The sequence below is a fragment of the Actinoplanes sp. NPDC051346 genome (genome assembly GCF_040682215.1).
Lineage (GTDB): Bacteria > Actinomycetota > Actinomycetes > Mycobacteriales > Micromonosporaceae > Actinoplanes.
Window position 1 is genome coordinate 380790 of sequence record NZ_JBFBAJ010000002.1, and the last position, 20213, is coordinate 401002.

Genomic DNA, 20213 nt, shown 5'->3' on the forward strand with positions numbered 1-20213 from the left:
CGACTTCAGGCCCGGGCACGACCTCGTCATGGGGCCGGGCCCGGGATCCGTGGGTCGCGCCTTTGCGACCACCCGGCCCGGGGCACTGGAATCGGCCGCTCGCGGGCCTTCCTTGTCCGCCGCTACGCCCGGACAGCTCACGCGTGGACTTGCGGGGTCCGGGCGTGATCCGCTGACCTCGCGGGCGACGCGACGACCGGCAACGGCTCCGGCAATGGCGCCGGCAACGGCCGCGCGGGATGACGGATGGCACGCCGGGAGCGGTGTGCTGGACGGGCTGCCGCCGGCGCCTTTCGCTCGTTTCCCGGTGACCGCGCTGTCGGCCGCGCCCAGCACGGACATCTCCGCCCCGGTCGCCCGGTCTGACGGGCAGCCTTCGCACAGGACTTCGGCGGCCGCCGGTCTGGCCGAGGCGCTGCGAGACCGGACCAGCCGGACGGCCCGGACCGTGCGGACCGCGCGGTCGGCGCCCGCCAGCGCGACCGCGTCCACGGCGGCGGAGCGAGCGTCCGGGCTGCGCGGGCCGGTCCGCCCGGGCCCGGGGCCGTCCGTCCACCACCCCGGGCCGTCCGTCCATAACCCTCAGCCGGTCGGTCACCTGCGGGTGCTCGGGGCGGCGACGCTTCCGCCCGGCGCCGAGCCGGATCCGTCGGGTGCCGTCCACCTCGGCCCGGCGGCCGGGCAACGGCCCGGACCGGCCGCCGGCCGCCGCCGGACGATCGGTGACTTCGCTGTGCCCGTACCGGAAAGGTCTCCGCGGGAGCGGTGGGAGGCGGCCGTGGCCGCACGGCCGTTGGAAGCACCCAGGCCGCTGCCTTCCGCTTTTCACGCCATGGCCACGGCGATCACCGGGCGGTCCCGGCCGCCGCTGTTCACCACCGGCCCGGCGACGCGGCACGCGCTGAGCGCGGCGGGTGCCCTGGGCGCGACCACCGGGACGGTCGTGCACCTGCCCGCGCCGCCGACCAACGCCCCCGCGGTGTCGGCCGTCCTCGCACACGAGCTGGCGCACACCCGCAGCCCGGTGCGGCGGCCCCGGTTCCTGCTCGGGGGCGCGTCGGGTCTGCTCGACGACGACGAACGGCAGGCGCTCGCGGCGGGGCGTCAGCGGCTGGCCCAGGAGGCGCCGACCGCGGCCGGCATCGTGGATCAGCTTCCGGTCGGAGGCGGCATGGGAGCCGTCGGCGACGTCGCGACCCGCGCCGCGCGGGCCGCGGTGATGGAGGCCGCCGCCGGGCCGATGGCCGCCGCGTCCGGCTGGGCTTCCGGCACGCACGGCCCGGTGTCGAGCGTCATGGACGCGGCGTCCGGCGCCATGGACCTCCCGAACGGACTGGCGTCCGGTGCCATGGACGCGGCGGCCGGCGCCGCGAACGCCGTGGGCGGACTGGCCTCGCAGGCCGGGTCGGCGGCGTCCGGGGTGGCCGGTGGGCTCGCGTCCGGGGCTGTCGGTGGGCTCGCGTCCGCGGCCAGGGCCGCGATCGACCCGGACACGATCGTGGAGATCGTCGAGCAGCGGCTGCTGCGCGAGATCGAACGGCGCGGCGGACGATGGGCGGGTGTGTTCTGATGACGGCTCCGAGCGCGCCGGTGAAGGCGTTCCTGCGCACCGAACAGGGCGTGCAGATCAACTGCCTGTTCAATCCCGCCGAGCTGACCATCACCAAGTCGAACACCTGGCAGGCGTCGGAGAACAAGGGCGGCAACGCGCCCGAGTTGCGGTTCCAGGCCGGACAGTCGGGCACCCTGGCGCTCAGTCTGACGTTGGACACCACCGCCGACGGCGGGGACGTCACCGTGCACACCAACAAGCTGCTCGACCTGCTCAAGGTCGACCCGGGACTGGCCGGCTCGGACCGGCAGCGCAACAAGGCGCGGCCGCCGTGGGTCGAGTTCCACTGGGGCAAGCTGCACTCGTTCAAGGCGATAGTGGAGCGGTTGCAGGTCAAGTTCACCTACTTCGCCAGCGACGGCATGCCGCTGCGGGCCAAGGCCGACCTGACGCTCAAGCAGTACAAGGACGAGGCCGAACTGCCGCTGCAGAACCCGACCTCGCACACGCCCACGCTGGACACCGTGCACCGGCTGGGCCACGGCGAGACGCTGGACCGGGTCGCGGCCCGGTATTACGCCGACTCGACCCGGTGGCGGCTCATCGCCGCCGAGAACGACGTCGTCGACCCGCTCGCGCTCGAGCCGGGCGCCCTGCTGGTCATCCCCGAACTGCCGGTGCGCCGCCGTGGCTGAGGCGACCCGGCGCCTCGACGGCGTGGTGCTCACCGTGGACGGGCGGCCGCTCGCCCCGGAGCTCTATCCGCGCGTCGCGCTGGTCCGCGTCGAGGAGTCCGTGCACCTGCCCGACTTCTTCTCGGTGCACTTCGACGACCCGCACTTCGAGCTGTTCGACCGTGGCACGTTCACCATCGGCACCCGCATGGAGATCGCGTTCCGGGCGGAGGGCGACCCGGTCGTGGTGACCTCCGGCGAGATCACCGCCGTGGTGGTGGAGCCGGGCATGTCCGGACGGCACGAACTGGTGCTGACCGGCTTCGACCTGACCCACCGGCTGGCCCGGGAACCGAAGTCGCGCAGCTTCCAGCGGGTCACCGACGCCGACATCGCCGCCCGCATCGCCGGCGAGTACGGCCTCGACGCGGACGTCGACGGCACCGCGGGCGTTCACGACTACGTCCTGCAGGCCGGTGAGACCGACTACGCGTTCCTGCGCCGCCGGGCCTCCCGGATCGGCTACGACGTGTGGATCAGCGATCGTACGTTCTTCTTCAAGAAGGCGCCGCGTTCCAGCGCGGCCCCTCCCAAGCTCCGGTACGGGGAGAAGCTGTCCCGCTTCAGCGTGCGCTTCTCCGCCGCGGAGCGCTGCGACGAGGTGCAGATCCGCGGCTGGGACCAGCTCGGCAAGGAACCCGTCACGGGTCGCGCCACCCAGACCGATCCGGGCACCGACGCACCGGCCGCGCGGGAGCTGGCCGACGCGGCGCGCCGCGCGTTCGGCCAGGTGAAGCGCAACGCGGGCCAGTTCCCGGTGGTCGACCAGGCCGAGGCGGACGCGCTCGCGTCCTCGCTGCTGCTGCGCGCGTCCGGCGAGGAGGCGGTGCTGCGCGGCGAGGCGGCCGGCGACCCCATGATCGGCGCCGGAGCGAAGGTGCACATCGAGGGCGTCGGCTCCCGGATGACCGGCGACTGGCGGGTCACCAGCGTCGAGCACACGTACGGCGCCGGGAAGCCGTACGTCACCCGGTTCGTCTGCGGTGGCAAGGAACCGGCCGGCCTCGCCGACCTGACGTCGCCGGGCACCGGCGGCGGCCGGCAGGGCTGGAGCGGACTGGTCGTCGGCATCGTCACCAACAACGACGACCCGGAGAAGCTGGGCCGGGTGCGCGTGCAGTTCCCGACGCTGTCCTCCGACGACGAGAGCGCCTGGGCCCGGGTGACGGCACCCGGCGCGGGCAACCGCCGCGGCCTGCAATGGCTGCCCGAAGTGGACGACGAGGTGCTGGTCGGCTTCGAGCTGGGCGACCACTCCCGGCCCGTCGTGCTGGGCGGGTTGTGGAACCGCCGGGACAGCCCGCCGCGGCCCGAGGCCGCGTCGAACGGATCGATCACCCAACGCCTTCTGGTCAGCCGCGCGGACTCCCGGCTCACCCTCGACGACGACCAGCCCTCCGTCGCCCTCTCGCTCGGCGGCAGCCCCTGCATCGTGAAACTGGAGAAGTCCGAGTCGTCCCTGACCGGTGACCAGAAGCTCGTCCTGTCGGCCGCGCAGATCGAGATCAAGGCGACGCAGAAACTGACGCTGAGCGGCGCGCAGATCGAGATCACCTCGTCCGGGCCGCTGGCCGCCTCCGGCAAGCCGATCCGGCTCAACTGAGGAGAGAGGCCATGCCCCAGCCCGCCGCGCGGCAGAACGATCCGGTCACCGGCACCGACACGCACATCCTCATGGTGCCGTCGCCGGGCGGCCCGGTGCCCACGCCCACCCCGATGCCGTTCGCCGGCCAGCTGATGACCGGCCTCTCCACCGACGTGCTGATCAACAGCCTGCCCGCCGCCGTGCAGGGCAGCGTGGCGCAGAACATGCCGCCGCACATCGCCCCGCCGCCGGCCACGTTCAGCAAGCCGCCCACCAACCAGGGACGGGTGGTGCTCGGCTCGACCACCGTGCTGGTCAACGGTAAGCCGCTGGCGCGTGTCGGCGACCCCGTGGCCACCTGCAACGACCCCGCGGACCTGCCCGCCGGCACCATCGCCGCCGGATCCCCGGATGTGCTGGCGGGATGAACATGCGACGCGACGACTTCATCGGCAGCGGCTGGGCGTTCCCCGCCGCCATCTCGCGTACCGGCTCGGTGCGGCTGGTCAGCGGCGTGGAGGAGGTGGACGCGGCCATCCGGATGATCCTGTCGACGGTGCCGGGGGAGCGCGTCATGCGCCCGGAATTCGGCTGCGCCATGTGGGAGTCGCTCTTCGCCCCGATCACCGCCGGCACCCTCGGCCTCGTCGAGCAGGCCGTCCGCGAGGCACTCGAACGCTGGGAGCCGAGGATCACGGTGGAGTCCGTGCTCGCCACCGGCGAGCAGGCCACCGGCACGATCACCATCGTGATCGCGTACCGGATCCGGGCGACCAACGACGTGCACAACCTGGTGTTCCCGTTCTACACGATTCCCACCGAGGAGCCGGCGCCATGAGCCTCCCCGCCCCCGATCTCGACGACCGCCGCTTCCAGGACATCGTCGACGAGGCGAAACGGCGCATCAACCGGCTGTGCCCGGAATGGACCGACCACAACGTCTCCGATCCCGGCGTGGCGCTGATCGAACTGTTCGCCTGGATGACCGAGATGACGCTGTACCGGCTCAACCAGGTCCCGGACCGGCTGTACGTGAAGTTCCTGGAGCTCGTCGGCGTCGAACTGTTCTCCGCGGTGCCGGCGCGGGCCGACCTGCTGTTCCGGCTCACCGCGCCGCGCGACGAACCGGTCCGGGTGCCCAGTGGCACCCAGGTCAGCACCGAGCGTCGCGAGGACGAGGAGCCCGTGGTCTTCCTCACCGACTCGGAGTTGTCGATCACACCGCCGCAGCTGGTCGCGTGCCTGACCCACACCGACGAGCGATACGTCGACCACTGGGAGGACCTGCGCCGTGAGGCCTCCTCGGTGCGGCTGTTCCCCGGCCTGCGCCCGGACGAGGCGGTCTATCTCGGACTCGCCGACTCCGCCGCCGGCAACCTGCTGCGGCTCGACGTGACCACCGGTCCGGAAGGCGCCGGCGTCGACCCGCGCCGGCCGCCGCGGGTCTGGGAGGCGTGGGACGGCCAGCAGTGGGCCGACGTGCGCATCCTCGACGACACCAGCGCCGGCTTCAACAGTCCCGGACAGGTGACCCTGCTGCTGCCGGCCCGACACGAGGCGCTGGCGATCGGGTCGCGCCGGGCGCACTGGTTGCGGTGCCGACTGGTCCGGCCGGTCGAGGGTCAGCCCGAGTACGCCAACCCTCCCGAGTTGGAGTCGCTGTCGGCCGTGGCGCTCGGCGGTGCCGTGCCCGCGCACCACGCCGAGCCGGCCCCGGCCGAACTGCTCGGCGCCAGCAACGGCCGACCCGGCCAGACGTTCCAGGTCCGTCGGGTTCCCGTGCTGCCCCGCCGCCATGACGAGACCGTCCGGGTGGTGCTGCCCCGCCACGAGCGCACCGGCGAGCCGGAAGAGCAGGAGTGGACGGAGGTCGGCGACCTCGCCGACGCGACCGCCGACGACCGGGTCTACACCTGGTCCGGCGCCACCGGTGAGATCCGCTTCGGCCCGCGCGTGCTGGACGGCCAGGGGAAGGTCTGGCAGCACGGCGCCATCCCGCCGATCGACGCCCAGATCTACGTGACCGGCTACCGCTTCGGCGGCGGTCGGCGCGGCAACGTCGCCGCCGACCGGCTCACCGTGCTGCACACGTCGATCCCGTTCGTCGCCTCGGTGAGCAACCTCGACCCCAGCTCCGGTGGGGTCGACGCGGAGACCGTGGAGAACGCCAAGGTCCGCGGTCCGCTGCTGCTGCGCGGTGGGCGGCGCGCCGTCACCGCCGAGGACGTCGAACGGCTCACGTTGGAGGCGGCGCCCAGCGTCGCCCGGGCTCGCTGCCTGCCGCCGGCGTCTCCCGGCGAGCCCGCCCGGCTGCTGGTCGTGCCGCGCGTCGACGTGGCCGCCGAGAAGCTCACGCTGGACGACCTCGTCGTCTCCGACGAGGTCGAGGAGCAGATCAAGGCGTACCTCGAGCCGCGGCGGATGCTGACCATGCGGCTGCGCATCGAGGCCCCGCGCTACCAGGGCGTCAAGGTGGTCGCGGAGGTGCGGGCGGGTCCGGGGGTACGCACCGAGACGGTACGCGAGCGGGCCGAACGAGCCCTGTACGAGTACCTGAACCCGCTGACCGGCGGCCCGGGCGGGCAGGGCTGGCCGTTCGACATCGACCTGCGCCTCGGCGACGTGTACGGCGTCCTGCACGGCTCGTTCGGGGTCCAGGGCGTCGAGGCCGTGCACTTCTTCTCCGCCGACCTGCGCCGCCGGCGAACCCTCGACCAGGTGCAGCAGCGACTGCGGCTGATGCCCGAGGCCCTGTTCATGTCCTACGAGCACCGGGTGGTGGTGCAGCAATGACGGTCACGACGGGCTGGCTGGTGGGCCAGCTGCCGCGGACCATGGCGGCGGACCCGGTGCTGCGCAACTTCGTGACCGCGTTCGAGGAGGTCGCCGATACCGTCCGCGAACGCATCGACAGCGTCGAGCACCAGATGGACACGGGCCTGGCCAGCCCGGAGATGCTGCAGTTCCTCGGCGTCTGGCTCGGCGTCGAGCTGGAACCGACCGACCCTGCGGAGTACCGCCGCTCGATGGTCCGGGAGGTCGGTCGCCTGCTCGGCTGGCGTGGCACCCGCTACGGCGTGGAGGCGCTGCTGGAAGCGGCCACCGGCGCCCGGGTCACGGTGACCGACGTCGGCGGCGTGTACGGCCGCGACGACCCGGTCCCGCCGGAGAACCCGGCGGTGATCGTGCGGATGGACCACACCGGCCACCTCACCGAGCGGCAGGTGCTCGGCTTTCTCCAGAGTGAGCTGCCCCTCGGCGCCAAGGTGCAGCTCGAGGTCCGTTTCCCGCCGCAGGTGGCGCGCGGCCGCGCCCGACCGGTCAGCGGCGACTCCGATGCCTGAGCGTCCCGACGCCGTCCGGCAACTGCCCTGTCCGGACTGTGGTTCCCCGGTCCACCCGGACCGGGAGCAGCTCTGCCCGGGCTGCGGCTATCCGCTGATGTTCCTGCGCCAGCCCGCCGAGGACGACGCCCGCGCCATTCCGCGGGCCCCCGGCGAACGCAACGACGCCACGGGCGTGATGTCGGTCCCCGAGCAGCGTTCGGCGCGCGTTCCGCCGTCCCCGGCCGTCGGCTACGGCCAGGCGCGGTGTCCGCAGTGTGGCTACGGCAACGATCCGGTCCGGATCCGCTGCGAGCGGTGCGGGTTCGAACTTCGTCAGGCCCGTCCGCAGGCGGTGTCTCTGGGGCCACCGGCGCCGCAGGAGGCGCCGCGCCGCTGGGGTTGGCTCATCGTCCTGATCGTCCTCGCTGTGCTTTCCCTGCTGATCCTGATGTTCGTGCTGCTGCGGGAAACCGTGACCTGAGCGCGGGCTCGGCGGCCCGATCCGACGACCCGGTCAGCCGCCCAGCGCGGCGATGCGGATCGCCTTCAGCGCCACCGGGGCGGTGGCGGCGCCGTCCGCCGAGCGGGGGCGGATCAGGATGAAGTCGATCCCGAGGTGGGCTTTGGCCTTCGCCGCCGTCACCGCCAGGGTCGGTTCGGTGCTGCGCGTCATGTCGAGATAGACGACATCCATCTCCAGGGCGTCCGGGTCCACCGGCGTTACCTTGATCGCGCCGGCGGGCGCGTCGACGAAGAAGTCGAGCATCAGCGGGACCGTGTGGCACTTGGTCGGATCGTCGGCCGTGGACGAGGTGAGGAACCGGACGCCGTCCGGGTCGGTGACCACCGCGGCGCCGCTCGCACCCTCGCAACCGGACACCGCGACCGCACCGGGATCCGCGCTGACGAGGAAGCCCTGGGCGCGGAAAGCGTCGTCGGGTATCACGCCGTCCTTCGGCGCGGTCAGGTCGACATCCCGGGCGGTCGTGCCGCCGTTCGCCGGGGCGGGGGTCGGCGCTGTGGACGCGCCGGCGGAGGCCGCGGGCGGGAGAGCGGCCACGGAGGCCGGTGCGCTCGGCGGCGCGGAGGGTCCGGCAGCCGATGGCGGCGCGGCAGCCGGCGGGGTGGGCACGACGACAGCCGCCGTGCTCCCGGGGGCGGGAGCGGGATCTTTCTCCTTGGCGCGGCTGGCCAGTAACGTCGGCACCGCCACCGCGGCGGCCAGGATCAGCACGGCGGCGCCGATCCCCGCCACCTTGGCGAACTTCGACGCGAACCTCGGCTTCTGCACGAACGACGCGGTGCCGCTGCCGGCCGCGGCGCCGGGCAGGTCGGGCGTCGCCGTGATGGAAAGCTGACGCTGTTTCTCCCGGTTCCACGGCAGTGGCGCCTGCACGGTGAGCAGAGCCCGCGCGGCCGTGCCGGGCGGCAGATCCACACTCGGCGGTTCGAAGGTGGCGGTGACCCGGCGCTCGGGGTCGGTGGCGGCGAGGTAGAGCCGCACGGGCGCGTTGCCGCCGTTGGCGACCTCGATGGTGTACTGACCCGCGCGGCCGCCGGTGACCACCTCGGGCGTGGCCTGCACGGTGATCCGCTCGACCGCCGCCAGATCGACGGGCACCTCGACGCAGCGGGACACGTCGTGGCGATACTTGGAGCGGACGAGCGCGCCGACGACATAGGTGCCCGCCGGTGCTGGCGGGTGGACGGGGAGAGTCACCCGTACCGTCAGGGTCCCCGCCTCGGTCGGTCGCAGCTTGGCCACGTCGGGTTCGGTTCGGACGGTCGCGCCGTCTGGCAGGCCGAGGAGTTCCACGCCGTAGTGCTCGACGATGTCGCTGGCGTTGCGCACGGACACGTCGAAGGTCAGATTGTCGCCAGGCGCCGCGTCGGCCCGCTCCGGGGCAACCGTCACCCGCAAGGGCAGAGTCATGCCGCGCCTCCATGCTTCCCCTACGGACGGTACGAACTGACATGCTCGCAGACCGCACCGTGGACGAACAATGGTGCGGGCGTCCGATAAGAGACAGGCAAAGGGCGTCGATGCGCGACGTGACGAGAGTCAGGCCAGGGCGATCCGGTTCCGGCCGGTCTCCTTGGCCCGGTACAGCGCGTGGTCCGCGCGGGCGAGCAGGGTGTCCAGGCCGTCGTCGCCCGCGTCGAGCCGGGCCATTCCGAGGCTGATCGTCACCGAGACGGGCCCGACCCGGGTGGCGATCGGCTCGCCCGCGATCATGGTCCGCATCCGCTCGGCGACCGCTTCCTCCGCGCCCTCGTAGTCGGGTAGCACGACCGCGAACTCCTCGCCGCCGTAGCGGCCGAGGACGTCGCACTGGCGGATGCTGAGTCCGAGCCGGTGGGCGACCTCCCGGATGACGTCGTCCCCGGCACCGTGCCCGTGCGTGTCGTTGACCTTCTTGAAGTGGTCGATGTCCAGCATGATCGCGGCGAGCTGCCGGTCGCCGCGGCGGGCGGCGTTGACCAACGTCTCGGCCAGGTCGTGGAAGTGCCGGCGGTTCGCGACGCCGGTCAGGCCGTCGGTGGTGGCGAGTTCCTGCACGCGGCTGAAGAGGCGGGCGTTGTCGTAGGCGCTGCCGCCCTGCTGGGCCAGCGCGGACGCGACCTCCCGGGAGGCGGCGTCGACGGTGGCGTCGAGCAGGAGCGCGACGGCGATGAGCCGGTCGCGGGCGGTGATGGGAATGGCGAGCGCCGTCGAATCGGCGGTCAGCGGCCCGGTCAGCTCCCGGGGTGCCGGCCCGAGCGTAGGCTCGCCGGTGTCCACTCGCGCGGCCAGCTCCGGTGCGGCGGCCAGGTCCAGCTGGGTGCCGAGCCGTCCTTCGTCGACGCTGCCCTGCGCGGCGACGACGGTCAGCAGGGTGTCGTCGGCCCGCAGCAGGCAGCCGCCGGTCGCACCGGACCAGTCGAGCAGGGTGGCGAACAGTCGGTCCAGGACCGCGCCCGGCTCGTGCAGCTCACCCAGTTCGGCGAGGCTGGTGCGCAGCAGCTCGGCCACCTCCTGCTGGCGGCGGGCGGTGCGGACGTCGGCGTCCAGCTGGGCGGCGCGGGCGGTCTCCAGGGCGACCGCGACGTGGCTGACGATGGCGGTGAGCACGTCCGCGTCGGCCTCGGTGAAGATGCCACGGGCCAGCCGACTGTCGAGATAGACGACGCCGATCAGCCGGCCGTTGAGCAGCACCGGCGCGACGATGATGCTGCGCAGCCCGTGCGCCACCACGCTGTGCGAACCCAGCGCGGCGCCGTGCTCGGTGCCGGTCACCACCACCGCCTGGCCGGACTCGCGTACCCGTTCCAGCAGGGTCGAGCCATAGTCGGTGACCGAGTCCAGATCGGTGCCGGCGGCGTCGCGTCCGGCGAAGCGTCGCAACCCGCCGTCGTCGTCGCAGATGAACAACAGGGCGCGTTCGGCCCCGAGGATGCGCAGCGTCTCGTCGAGCGCGACCCGGGCGAGTTCGGTGGGGTCCAGCACCGTGGCCGCGGCCACGCTGATCTGTTGCAGCGCTTCCAGACGCCGGTTGCGGTGCGAGTCGGCGGTGCCGGTCTGAGCGTACGAGTGGCGTTCCCCCTGCTGCGTCGTGGTCACCGCGAACTCCGCGCGAACCTGGCGGGCGCGGGGTTCCCAGCCCTGGGCCTGGGCGAGAGTGAGTGCGTGCTGGGCCTGCCGATCGGCGGCGCCGGCGTGGCCGAGCTGGCGCAGCGCGCGGGCCCGGACGCGGGCCGCGTCGAACTCCAGCAGCGGGGCGTCCAGCACCCAGGTGCGACGTTCGGTGCGGGCCACCGCGGCGAGCGCCTCGGCCGGCTTGCCGGACTGCTCCAGCAGTGACGCCTCGGTCAGCCCGTGCACCGCCTTCGACAACGGCGCTACGGCGACCCGACCCAGCTCGCGGATCGCCCGCCGGGCGGCAAGCAACCGGGCCGGCCGGTCCTCCGGGGCGGCCAGCCGGCACTGGGCCAGCCGACCGACCGCGACGAGAACATAGAACCAGTGGTGGATGACCGACATGTCGGCGCGGCGCAGCCCGAGCGCCCGAAACTCGGCGACGGCGGCCTCGAACGGCTCGCCGAACTCGCCCTGCTCGACCACGACGCACAGCTGGGCGACCGCGATGTTGCCCCGCTCGCCGCTGGTGGCGTCGCTCGGCACGGCCTCGCGGATGGCGGCCAGCGCCCGGGCGGCCTTGGCGGGCCGTCCCTGTATCGCCGGGCCCAGGACCCCGAGCAGCGAGAAGTAGTCGGCGCCGAGGCGGGTGCTGCCCGGCGGCAGCAGGGCCAGGCCGCGCTCGTGCGCCGCCCGGGACTGCTCGACGTGACCGGCCAACAGTTTGCGCAGGCCGATGAAGCTGTAGCTGAACAGGAACTGCGGCGCGTCCAGCCAGCGGGCATCGCGGTGGATCATCCGCTCCCATTCGGCGCCGCTGTCGGCGCCGGTGACGTAGCCGTGCATGCCGCGTAGCCAGTTCACGTAGGCGATCAGTGCCGGGTCGCCCACCAGCTCGGCGGCCCGCATGCCGCGTTCCAGGCAGCGTCCGCCGGAGCGATGGAGTTTGGCCAGCCCCAGCACGTAGCCGAGGACCGCGTACACCCGGGCGTAGGCAGCCCCCGGACCCAGCCGGTTGACCGGGTACAGCGCCCGCAGGAGGAACAGGATCGACGGGACGATCTGTTGAACGGTGGCGGCGCCGTAGGCGGCGCCGTGCAGCAGCAGCGCCCGCCGTTCCAGGTCGGCGCGGCGCTCGGCGCGCGCCGTACCGGCGCCCAGCCCGGTGCGGCGGACCAGGGCACCGGCGGCGGCGCTGCCCAGCGCTGACAGCAGGTTGGCCAGGGGGTGGCGGGGCACCGGGTGGCCCAGTTCCGCCAGCGCCGAGGTGGTCGCCGCCACCGCGGCGGCGCCCGCGAACAGGTCGTTCTCCACGTCGGCGAGCGTGGCCCACAGCCGGGCCCGCGCGATGGGGTCGGTCTCGTCGTCGAGCGTCGCGCGGAGCAACTGCCGGGCCGCTTCGAACCGGGCGGTACGCAGATAGGCCAGGGCCAGCTCGTGGGCGACCTCGGTCGGCAGCGGCCGGCTCGCCCGCGCGGCGGCGTCGCGGGCCCGTTCGAGGTGGTCGACGGCCTCGCCCGGGGCGCGGTCGGCCAGCGCCTGCCGTCCGGCGGCGACCGCGCTGCGGTACAGCGCCTCCTGATCGGTCTCGGCGCCGGCGCGGGCGTGGTGGTAGGCCACGGCGTACACGTACGCGGCGTCCCGCGGATCCCGGGCCGACTGTTCGAGCGCCTCGGCGATGCGGTGGTGCAGCCGTTGGACCTCGCCCGGTTCCAGGTCGGCCAGGAGCGCCTCGGGCAGGGCGGGATGGACGAACGCGTACCGTCCGTCAGCGCTCAGCTCGACCAGTCGCCGAGCGGTGGCGGCGCTGACCGCGTCGGCGACCAACTCCGCCGGCGGCCCGCTGGCGGCGACCACGACGTCGAACCCGAACCGCACACCCACCGCCGCGGCGACCTGAAGGACCGGCCGGTGCCGGGGGTCGAGGTCGGCCAGTCGTGCCACGACCAGTTCCTGGCCGCCGCTGGCCGCCACCTTGTGCAGCTCATCGGCGTCGAAAGCCCACTCGCCCCAGTGCGGGACCAGCAGTCCACGGTCGGTCAGATCCCGCAGGTACTCCACCGCGGCCAGCGGCAGTCCACCGCTGCGGGCGGCGACATGAGCGGCCAGCTCCTCGGGAACGGCGGCGCCCGGCAGCCGGTGCCTCACCAGCGTGGCGACGTCGGTCGAGGCGAGCGGCCGCAACATGACCGTGGTGTCCAGGGCGGCGCCGCACGCCTCTCGCAGGGCGGCGAGGTCGGCGTCGTCGGGCGCGGTCAGCACCACCAGCAGCGGCGTCTGAGCCAGCCCGGCCGCGAGCGCGGCCAGGACCCGCTGACTGGCGGCGTCGAGCCGGTGTGCGTCATCGAGGAGCAGGACCGCGTCGCCGTGCTGGCGCGCCAGTTCGGCGAGGAAGGTCGCCACGGCGGCGGCGAGGCGTTCGTCGCGCCCGTCGGAAGCCCCGGCGGGGACGTCGGCGAGCAACGCTCCCAGGGCGGGCGAGATCGTACGGATCAGCGCGGCGCCGGCGGTCTCCGCGGCCTGACGCAGGCAGGTGTGAGCGGCCGATGGGTCGGGCGTGAGCCGTTCCAGGTGCAGCAGGTACCCGTCGATCGCGGTGCGCAGGGCGGCCATGGGCACGTCGACGTCCGGTGAGCAGCGCGCGTGCAAGGTCGGCCCTTCGTCACCGGTGCTCGGGACGCATAGCCGTTCCATCACGGCGCTGCGGCCGGCACCGGCCGGGCCGTGCACCATCGCGATCCCACCGGTACCGGCGCGGGCGGTCCGCCGGCGGGTGGCGAGGACCGCCAGCTCGTGGTCGCGACCGACCAGGGGATCGACCACCGTTTCGGGGCCGGCGTCCCCGGCGCACCGCCGCAGGGCGGCCAGCAGGTCGGTCGCGTCGGAGTAACGATCGTCCGGATCCTTGGCGAGCAGCCGCGCGACGACGCCGGCGAGCTCGGCACCGACCTGCGGTCGCAGCGTGCGTACGTCCGGAGCCTGGGCGACAGTGTGCAGTCGCAGCAGCTCGCCGACGCTGGACGCCGAGAAGGGCGGCTGCCCGGTCAGGCACTCGAACAGCACCACGCCCAGGGAGTACAGGTCGGACCGGCCGTCCACCGGCCGCTTCAACATGCCGGTCTGCTCGGGCGCCGAGTAGCTGAAGGTGCCGACCGCGGTGTGCTCGGCATCCGACTCACCGTCGCGCGCCGCCAACCCGAAGTCGATCAGCACCGCCGGACCGTCGGCGGGCACGATGATGTTCTGCGGCTTGATGTCGCGGTGCACCAGGCCGGTGCGGTGGGCCGCGCGCAGCGCGCCGGCCAGCTCCATGCCCAGCCGCGTCGTGCGGTCCTCCGACAGTGGGCCATCGGCCAGCAGCTCGGCCAGCGGGCGGCCGTCGACCAACTCCGTGACGAGGGCGGCGCGGCCCTCGAACAGGCCGGCGGCGCGGGCGCGCGCCACCCCGGGATGGTCGACGCGGGCCAGCAGCGCCGCCTCCCGCCGGAACTCCAGCAGGGCGGCGGTCTCGTCCGCGGCGTTGCGCTCCTGCTTGACGGCGTACCGCCGGTCGCCCCGACGCACGGCCTTCACCACGGTGTGGGCGCCGTGGCCGAGCAGACCCTCCGCCACCAGGCCGGTCAGCTCGACCATGGCCGCCCCTGAGTTCGGCATGCCGTTCCCCGCCACCCAGACACCTCTCGCGTTCTCCGGAGCCTCATTGCCTCATCGGCCGATTTGACGGGTACGTGAGCAGCAAGCGTCCGGAGTGCCCGAATCGTGGCGACCAGCCTCGCGCCGGTCCGGCTCACCGGGCGGGGATGACAACGGATCTCCGCGAATGCTCCCGGTGACCGCCCCCTCCCACCTAGAATGCCGTGGGCTACTTGCTCCGCCTCTGGCCGACGGGGGCCGGCGGCTGGGGGCCGGTCCGGCTCGCCGGTTCGGGGATGAAGTAGTCGCTCTTCTTCGGTTGTTCCACCGGGGATTGGCGCCCGCGCTGCCGCGGGATCTCCACCATTCGCGGGATGTTCTTCGCGCAGTGGATGTAGGCCTCCTGCACCCTGGCGACGATCCAGAGCCGGGCGCGTTGTCCCGGCGGGGTGTTCGCCTGGTCGCCGGGATCCTGGATGATCTCCGCCGTGCCGTTGACGTGCAGGCCGATGACCTCGCCGAAGTCGATGAAGAGGAGGCCGACCTGGGGGTTCTCGGCGATGTTGCCGAGGCTCGCCATGACGCCGTTGCCGCGGTATTCCGGCCAGCTCAGGTGTCGCTCGTCGAGCACCCGGACGAATCCGGGCGGTCCGGCCCGGAACGTGTTGTCACAGCTGCCGCTCTGGTCGGCCGTGGCCAGGAACATCACCGTCTGTCGTCCGATGAAGGACCGCATCCTGTCGTTGAGGTAGTCGAGGGTCTGGCGCGCGTGGAAGGCGTCGGCTTGCTGCCGAGTGCCGAGGGTGTCCTGCAGTTGTCGCTCGCCGCGGTTCATGAGGAGCCTTCCTGCTGGCGGTTGCTTCGTCCCCCGTAGCGCCAGTGTCATACCGTAGCCATCTTGTTGCACCATGTTGCAACTTGCATGATCAGCAAACGAGCGCCGCGACGATGACCAGTGCGATGCTCAGCATCGCCAGAATGGCGACGTGGTTTCGTTGGCGGCGGAAATAGTCGCGGTCCCGTGCGGTGTGCACTGCCGCACGACATAGGAGGCGAAAATCCGTCGCTTCCCGCCGAACGCCGGCCACCAAGCCCGGAGAGCGATGGAGTATTCGAGACATCGCCGGGCCGGCGTACAGAAAAAATGTCAGCACTGCGTCGATCCAGGGCCACGCGGATAGGGAAGGCGGCCGCTGACGGCAGGTCGGATAGCTCGGCTCGGCGGCGCCGGGGCTCGGTCCGGCGGCGCCGGCGAGAAGCGCGGATCTCCACAACCGAGGGAGCGCGTCCAGCACCGCCTGCCGCTGTGCGGGAGGCGCGATCGCGGACAGGTGCATCATCAGCATGACGGCCGCCCGGAACCGTAGGCGGCGCAGGTACCAGGCGATGGCGGACGGTTTCAGCTCGGCCACCATGCGGGCAGTGCGGGGGGAGTCCGACATCACCAGGTGCCCGAGCAGAGTTTCCATGGCCGAGGCGGCTGCGGCCGTCGCCCGGTTCCACGGAAGCAACCGCTCCAACAAGGCGGCGCCGATGCGGGGCGGAAGGGTCAGCAGGAATGCGGGACCCTCGGGCATCAGGTCGATGGCGCCGTCCAAGCCTGTGCGGGCCGCCGCACTCGGTGGGAAGCCACTGACTTGGACCAACAATCTGGCAGCGACGGCGGGGGCGAACGCCGCCCATTCGGCTAGGTGTGCGCGAGCATCCGAAATGCTGCGTTGGGACGCCAGACTGCGTGCGATCCGATCCAGGATCATGCTTTGCGGGCCTGCCTGAAGTCCGCGGACCAGAAAGTGGATGCGTCTCGCTTGCAGGTATGACAGCAGCCGGACGCTGCTGTCGAGCCCCTGTCGCTCATGGAAGCGCCGGAACATTTCGGGTGCATTGTCCGAGCCGGCGAGAAGTTGCACCTTCCGACGATCCGACCTACTGGCAAATAGCTCATAAGCGGCGGGTGTGCTGAAGTCGGCCAGGTCGCGAAGGTCGTCCGCCAAGGGAACCTCGGCCGCGAAATTGTTGATCTGCATGTTGCCGGGTGCCTGGTTCAGCTGCAGGCCCTGGAGGTTCCGGCCGAAGGGTGGCTCGGCGAAGCGGTCGGTCACCGAGGTGCCGGGAAGCTGTTGTGCTGTGTGTTACCCCCGGACTGGTTTATCTGCACCCCGGAGCTGTGTCGTATGTCGATCATTTCCGCGGTCTGCTGTCCTGTGTGATCCGATGGGCGCAGCAGCCCGGTCGCGGCCAGCGTCGCCAGCGCTGACAGCCCGCCGATGACACTCGCGATCTTGTCGGCCTGGTCCAGTCCGACCTCGACCAGGTAACCGACCAGCCCGCCGACCACGAGGGCCGCGAGGACACGTCCACACCAGGTCCGTGCTCTACCGCGCTGTGGCTCTCGCATCAGGCACCCCCACCATCGGGTACGGCGACGGTACGACAGCGAGGCCGGGCGTCGCGCCGTCTGTTGGTGCGGTGCCGGTCGGTCGGCTGTGCGGTCGCCCACATCGCCGAAGTCCGTATTTTCTTTTCCCGGCCCGTCGGTAGTGTAACGCCGTTGTAGATATAGCTTTCTATATCCAAGGAGGACGTTGTGTCCGGATCCGTCATCCTGGCCGGGGCTCGTACCCCCTCTGGTCGCTTGCTCGGGGCCCTGAAGGACTTCTCCGGAGCCCAGCTCGGAGGCATCGCGATCAAGGCGGCCCTGCGGAAGGCGGGGGTGGCGCCCGAGCAGGTGGAATACACGATCATGGGGCAGGTGCTGACCGCGGGCGCGGGCCAGATTCCGGCCCGCCAGGCCGCGGTGGCCGCCGGCATCCCGATGAGCGTCCCGGCGCTGACCGTCAACAAGGTGTGCCTCTCCGGGATCGACGCGATCGCGCTGGCCGACCAGCTGATCAGGGCCGGTGAGTTCGACCTGGTCGTGGCCGGCGGTCAGGAGTCGATGACGCAGGCGCCGCACGTGCTTCCCCGGTCGCGGGCGGGCTTCAAGTCCGGCGACGTGTCGCTGATCGACCACATGGTCCACGACGGCCTGTTCTGCCCCTTCGACCAGCTGGGCATGGGCGTCTCGACCGAGAAGTACAACAGCCGCTATGCCGGGCTGACCCGGGAGAAGCAGGATGCCTTCGCCGCGGCCTCGCACCAGCGGGCCGCCGCCGCGGCGGCCGCCGGGCGGTTCGCGGAGGAGATCGCGCCGGTGACGATCCCGCAGCGCAAGGGCGATCCGGTGGTGTGCGACGCCGACGAGGGCGTGCGTCCCGACACCACGGCGGAGATCCTCGCGAAGCTGCGTCCCGTGTACGGCGCCGACGGCACGATCACGGCGGGGACGGCCTCGCAGATCTCGGACGGTGCCGCGGCCGTGGTGGTGGCGAGCAGGGCCAAGGCCGAGGAGCTGGGCCTGCCCTGGATCGCCGAGATCGGCGCACACGGCGTCGTGGCCGGGCCGGACGGAAGCCTGCACGAGCAGCCGTCGAACGCGATCCGGGCGGCGCTGACCAAGGCCAAGCTGGAGCCGTCCGACCTGGACCTGGTGGAGATCAACGAGGCGTTCGCCGCCGTCGGCATCGTCTCCACCGAGCAGCTGGGCATCAGCCCCGACATCGTGAACGTCGACGGCGGAGCCATCGCGCTCGGTCACCCGATCGGCGCCTCCGGCGCCCGGCTCATCGTCCACCTGGCCTATGAGCTGCGCCGGCGCGGTGGCGGCCTCGGTGCGGCGGCACTGTGCGGTGGCGGCGGGCAGGGTGACGCACTGCTGATCCGCGTACCGTCCGTCTGACGGTCGGAGCCGGAGGAACGACCCCGGTCCCTGGGCGCGGCACCTTATGGCCGTGCCCAGGGACCCTCCGTTACTGGGCGGTCGTGACCTGGCCCTCGGGCTCGGGTGAGGGCGCCTCGGGCGCGGTTTTCGGTCGCAGCACGGCGAGCATCGTGCACACCACGGCCGCGCACAGGATGTTGACGGCCATCGCGGCGACATAGACGTGGTGGAAGGATGAGATGCCGCCGGGGACGGCGCCTGACGCCATGATCGAGGCGAATCCGGCGATCCCGACCGCGCCGCCGACCTGACGCACCGTCAGGGTCATGCCGAGGCCGCCCGCGAACTTGAGCGGAGGCACCGCCCCGGCCGCCAGCGACGACAGGCAGGTGATGGCGAGGCCGAGGCCGCCGCCGCCGAGGACCGCGGCCGGCAGCCAGCCGCCCAGGAAGTTGGGCGTGGGTCCGAAGAGGCTGGACGCCCAGATGGCGTTGCTGCCCGCGAAGGACAGCGCGCCCAGGGCCGCCACCTTCACCTGGGTCGCTGGTCGGGCGAGGCGGCCGGCCGTCAGGGAGCCGATCATCGAGGAGACGGCTCCCACGCTCAGGGCGCCGGCCGTCTCCAGGACCGACCAGTGCCAGATGGTGGCGGCGAACAGCGGGGCCGCCACCATCCACGCGAACATCGTCAGGTTGAGCAGGCCGAGTCCCAGGTTGGCGATCCTGAAGACGGGGCTGCGCCACACCGTCATCTCCAGGGCCGGCGCCGGGTGCGCGCGCGAACGCAGCACGGTCACGGCGATGAGCGCCAGCCCGGCCAGCCCGAGTCCGATGGTGCGGACATCCGTCCAGCCCCAGGTGTCGCTCTCGGTGAGCGCGCACACCACCCCGCCGATGCCCAGGGCGAGCGCGATGCTGCCCACCGCGTCCGGCAGCCGGTCCCTGATCGCTCGCGACGACTGCTTTGGCAGGATCACCACGGCGGCGACCAGCATCGCGCCGCACAGCGGAAGGTTGATGTAGAACACCGAGCGCCAGCCGAAGGCGTCCAGCAGCAGGCCGCCCGCGGCTGGTCCGATGACGGCGGAGAAGCCCGCCACCGCGGACCAGGTGCCGACCGCTCTGGCGATGCGCTCCCGCGGGGTCGTGGCGAGGATCAGGCCGAGAGCGGCGGGGATCATGCCGCCGGCCGCCGCGCCCTGGACGAACCGTGCCGCGATGAGCCACCAGATGGACGGCGCCACGGCGCAGACCAGCGAGGCGGCGGTGAAGGCTGCCAGGGACCAGAGGAAGACGGTGCGTCGGCCGACGCTGTCGGCGATCCTTCCGGCGGGCGTAAGCACGGCCGCCAGCAGGATCGTGTAGCCGCTGAGGACCCACGTCATGGTGTTGAGCGACGTGCCCGGGAAGTCATCCAGAATGTCCGGGAAGGCGATGCTGATGATGGAGAGATCGAGGAAGGCCATGAAGCTCGCGCCGCTGCAGAGCGCCAGGACGCGGGCGGGATTGGCCTCGGTCTCGTCGGGCATGCGGGTCCCCTCGGCTCGTGCGTCGTCGAACTCGCCCGCGGTCCATGGTGGAGCCCGCGAAGGGTAGTTATAGCAAGGAAATCGACGCCCGTCGTGCCCGTTCGTCGGCCGCAGCAGGTCGACCGTACCTGTGATAACGATCACTGTCCATTAGTTGCCAGGTCTTGCCGTCATGCCTTGCGGCCGCTCTGGGCGTGGGCCAATGATGGTCGGGCGTCCGGGAGGAACCGGCGCACCGGTGGGGCCGTTTCGGCCCCTTCTCACGTCCGCACGTCTGTTGTTCGGCACTCGGCAGTTCAGCACTTCGGCGCACTTGCACTTCACCTGACAGCGCGAACGACTCACCGCAGTGGGCTTGCACGACTGCCCGTGAGGCGGACGCCGCTCGATCCGGGGGGATCGGCACGGGTGCACGGGGGGCCAACCCGCGCACGCTTGGATCAGAGAACCTGGAGGCTCCTCGCGGGGCCCCTCGGGTT

General features: G+C 72.3%; 15 protein-coding genes. 9 read left to right on the plus strand and 6 right to left on the minus strand.

Annotated elements, in window-relative coordinates:
• Positions 1 to 307: 307 nt before the first annotated feature.
• Genes AB0M36_RS06150 through AB0M36_RS06185 form a run of 8 tightly spaced genes read left to right on the plus strand, consistent with a single transcriptional unit; the run spans position 308 to position 7678 of the window.
• Positions 308 to 1570, plus strand: a complete 1263-nt coding sequence (locus tag AB0M36_RS06150) for a DUF4157 domain-containing protein (RefSeq protein ID WP_364153185.1) — start codon at positions 308 to 310, stop codon at positions 1568 to 1570.
• Positions 1570 to 2247 carry a peptidoglycan-binding protein gene (locus AB0M36_RS06155; RefSeq protein ID WP_364153187.1) on the plus strand — a complete coding sequence of 226 codons (678 nt, stop codon included), beginning with the start codon at positions 1570 to 1572 and terminating at the stop codon, positions 2245 to 2247. Before AB0M36_RS06150 ends, AB0M36_RS06155 begins: the two co-directional genes overlap by 1 nt.
• On the plus strand, positions 2240 to 3889 hold the full coding sequence (locus tag AB0M36_RS06160; protein ID WP_364153189.1) for a VgrG-related protein: 1650 nt from the start codon (positions 2240 to 2242) through the stop codon (positions 3887 to 3889). Before AB0M36_RS06155 ends, AB0M36_RS06160 begins: the two co-directional genes overlap by 8 nt.
• An 11-nt stretch (positions 3890 to 3900) precedes the next feature.
• Positions 3901 to 4299: a PAAR domain-containing protein gene (locus tag AB0M36_RS06165; RefSeq protein ID WP_364153191.1), complete on the plus strand. Its 399-nt coding sequence runs from the start codon at positions 3901 to 3903 to the stop codon at positions 4297 to 4299.
• The gene (locus AB0M36_RS06170) at positions 4296 to 4709 is read left to right on the plus strand and encodes a GPW/gp25 family protein (protein WP_364153194.1); all 414 of its coding nucleotides are present in this window, start codon (positions 4296 to 4298) and stop codon (positions 4707 to 4709) included. The genes AB0M36_RS06165 and AB0M36_RS06170 overlap by 4 nt, the downstream gene beginning before the upstream one ends.
• Positions 4706 to 6664: a putative baseplate assembly protein gene (locus AB0M36_RS06175; protein WP_364153197.1), complete on the plus strand. Its 1959-nt coding sequence runs from the start codon at positions 4706 to 4708 to the stop codon at positions 6662 to 6664. The genes AB0M36_RS06170 and AB0M36_RS06175 overlap by 4 nt, the downstream gene beginning before the upstream one ends.
• Complete coding sequence (locus AB0M36_RS06180; protein ID WP_364153200.1) at positions 6661 to 7215, plus strand: phage tail protein; 555 nt, start codon at positions 6661 to 6663, stop codon at positions 7213 to 7215. The genes AB0M36_RS06175 and AB0M36_RS06180 overlap by 4 nt, the downstream gene beginning before the upstream one ends.
• Positions 7208 to 7678, plus strand: coding sequence for a hypothetical protein (locus tag AB0M36_RS06185; protein WP_364153202.1), 471 nt, complete (start codon positions 7208 to 7210; stop codon positions 7676 to 7678). The genes AB0M36_RS06180 and AB0M36_RS06185 overlap by 8 nt, the downstream gene beginning before the upstream one ends.
• A 33-nt stretch (positions 7679 to 7711) precedes the next feature.
• Here the strand turns inward: AB0M36_RS06185 and AB0M36_RS06190 are convergent, their stop codons facing one another.
• From AB0M36_RS06190 to AB0M36_RS06210, 5 genes are all read right to left on the minus strand, one after another.
• Positions 7712 to 9130: a hypothetical protein gene (locus AB0M36_RS06190; RefSeq protein WP_364153205.1), complete on the minus strand. Its 1419-nt coding sequence runs from the start codon at positions 9128 to 9130 to the stop codon at positions 7712 to 7714.
• Positions 9131 to 9259: 129 nt separating this feature from the next.
• Positions 9260 to 14467 (minus strand): diguanylate cyclase, encoded by a 5208-nt coding sequence (locus AB0M36_RS06195; RefSeq protein WP_364153208.1) that lies wholly within the window; start codon positions 14465 to 14467, stop codon positions 9260 to 9262.
• A gap of 208 nt (positions 14468 to 14675) precedes the next feature.
• Positions 14676 to 15281, minus strand: a complete 606-nt coding sequence (locus AB0M36_RS06200) for a pyridoxamine 5'-phosphate oxidase family protein (RefSeq protein WP_364153211.1) — start codon at positions 15279 to 15281, stop codon at positions 14676 to 14678.
• Positions 15282 to 15372: 91 nt separating this feature from the next.
• A complete protein-coding gene (locus tag AB0M36_RS06205) occupies positions 15373 to 16548 on the minus strand; it encodes a hypothetical protein (RefSeq protein WP_364153214.1) in 1176 nt (391 codons plus the stop codon).
• Positions 16545 to 16844 (minus strand): hypothetical protein, encoded by a 300-nt coding sequence (locus AB0M36_RS06210; protein ID WP_364153216.1) that lies wholly within the window; start codon positions 16842 to 16844, stop codon positions 16545 to 16547. Before AB0M36_RS06210 ends, AB0M36_RS06205 begins: the two co-directional genes overlap by 4 nt.
• Positions 16845 to 17033: 189 nt before the next feature.
• On the opposite strand from AB0M36_RS06210, the gene AB0M36_RS06215 reads away from it, so the two are divergent.
• Complete coding sequence (locus AB0M36_RS06215; RefSeq protein ID WP_364153219.1) at positions 17034 to 18224, plus strand: acetyl-CoA C-acetyltransferase; 1191 nt, start codon at positions 17034 to 17036, stop codon at positions 18222 to 18224.
• 70 nt (positions 18225 to 18294) lie between these two features.
• Here the strand turns inward: AB0M36_RS06215 and AB0M36_RS06220 are convergent, their stop codons facing one another.
• Complete coding sequence (locus AB0M36_RS06220) at positions 18295 to 19734, minus strand: MFS transporter (RefSeq protein WP_364153222.1); 1440 nt, start codon at positions 19732 to 19734, stop codon at positions 18295 to 18297.
• Positions 19735 to 20213 lie beyond the last annotated feature (479 nt).

Coding starts and splice junctions, on each gene's coding strand:
- AB0M36_RS06155 (WP_364153187.1), top strand. CDS start 1,570: ATGACGGCTCCGAGCGCGCCGGTGAAGGCGTTCCTGCGCACCGAACAG.
- AB0M36_RS06165 (WP_364153191.1), top strand. CDS start 3,901: ATGCCCCAGCCCGCCGCGCGGCAGAACGATCCGGTCACCGGCACCGAC.
- AB0M36_RS06170 (WP_364153194.1), top strand. CDS start 4,296: ATGAACATGCGACGCGACGACTTCATCGGCAGCGGCTGGGCGTTCCCC.
- AB0M36_RS06175 (WP_364153197.1), top strand. CDS start 4,706: ATGAGCCTCCCCGCCCCCGATCTCGACGACCGCCGCTTCCAGGACATC.
- AB0M36_RS06180 (WP_364153200.1), top strand. CDS start 6,661: ATGACGGTCACGACGGGCTGGCTGGTGGGCCAGCTGCCGCGGACCATG.
- AB0M36_RS06185 (WP_364153202.1), top strand. CDS start 7,208: ATGCCTGAGCGTCCCGACGCCGTCCGGCAACTGCCCTGTCCGGACTGT.
- AB0M36_RS06190 (WP_364153205.1), bottom strand. CDS start 9,130: ATGACTCTGCCCTTGCGGGTGACGGTTGCCCCGGAGCGGGCCGACGCG.
- AB0M36_RS06195 (WP_364153208.1), bottom strand. CDS start 14,467: ATGCCGAACTCAGGGGCGGCCATGGTCGAGCTGACCGGCCTGGTGGCG.
- AB0M36_RS06200 (WP_364153211.1), bottom strand. CDS start 15,281: ATGAACCGCGGCGAGCGACAACTGCAGGACACCCTCGGCACTCGGCAG.
- AB0M36_RS06210 (WP_364153216.1), bottom strand. CDS start 16,844: ATGCGAGAGCCACAGCGCGGTAGAGCACGGACCTGGTGTGGACGTGTC.
- AB0M36_RS06220 (WP_364153222.1), bottom strand. CDS start 19,734: ATGCCCGACGAGACCGAGGCCAATCCCGCCCGCGTCCTGGCGCTCTGC.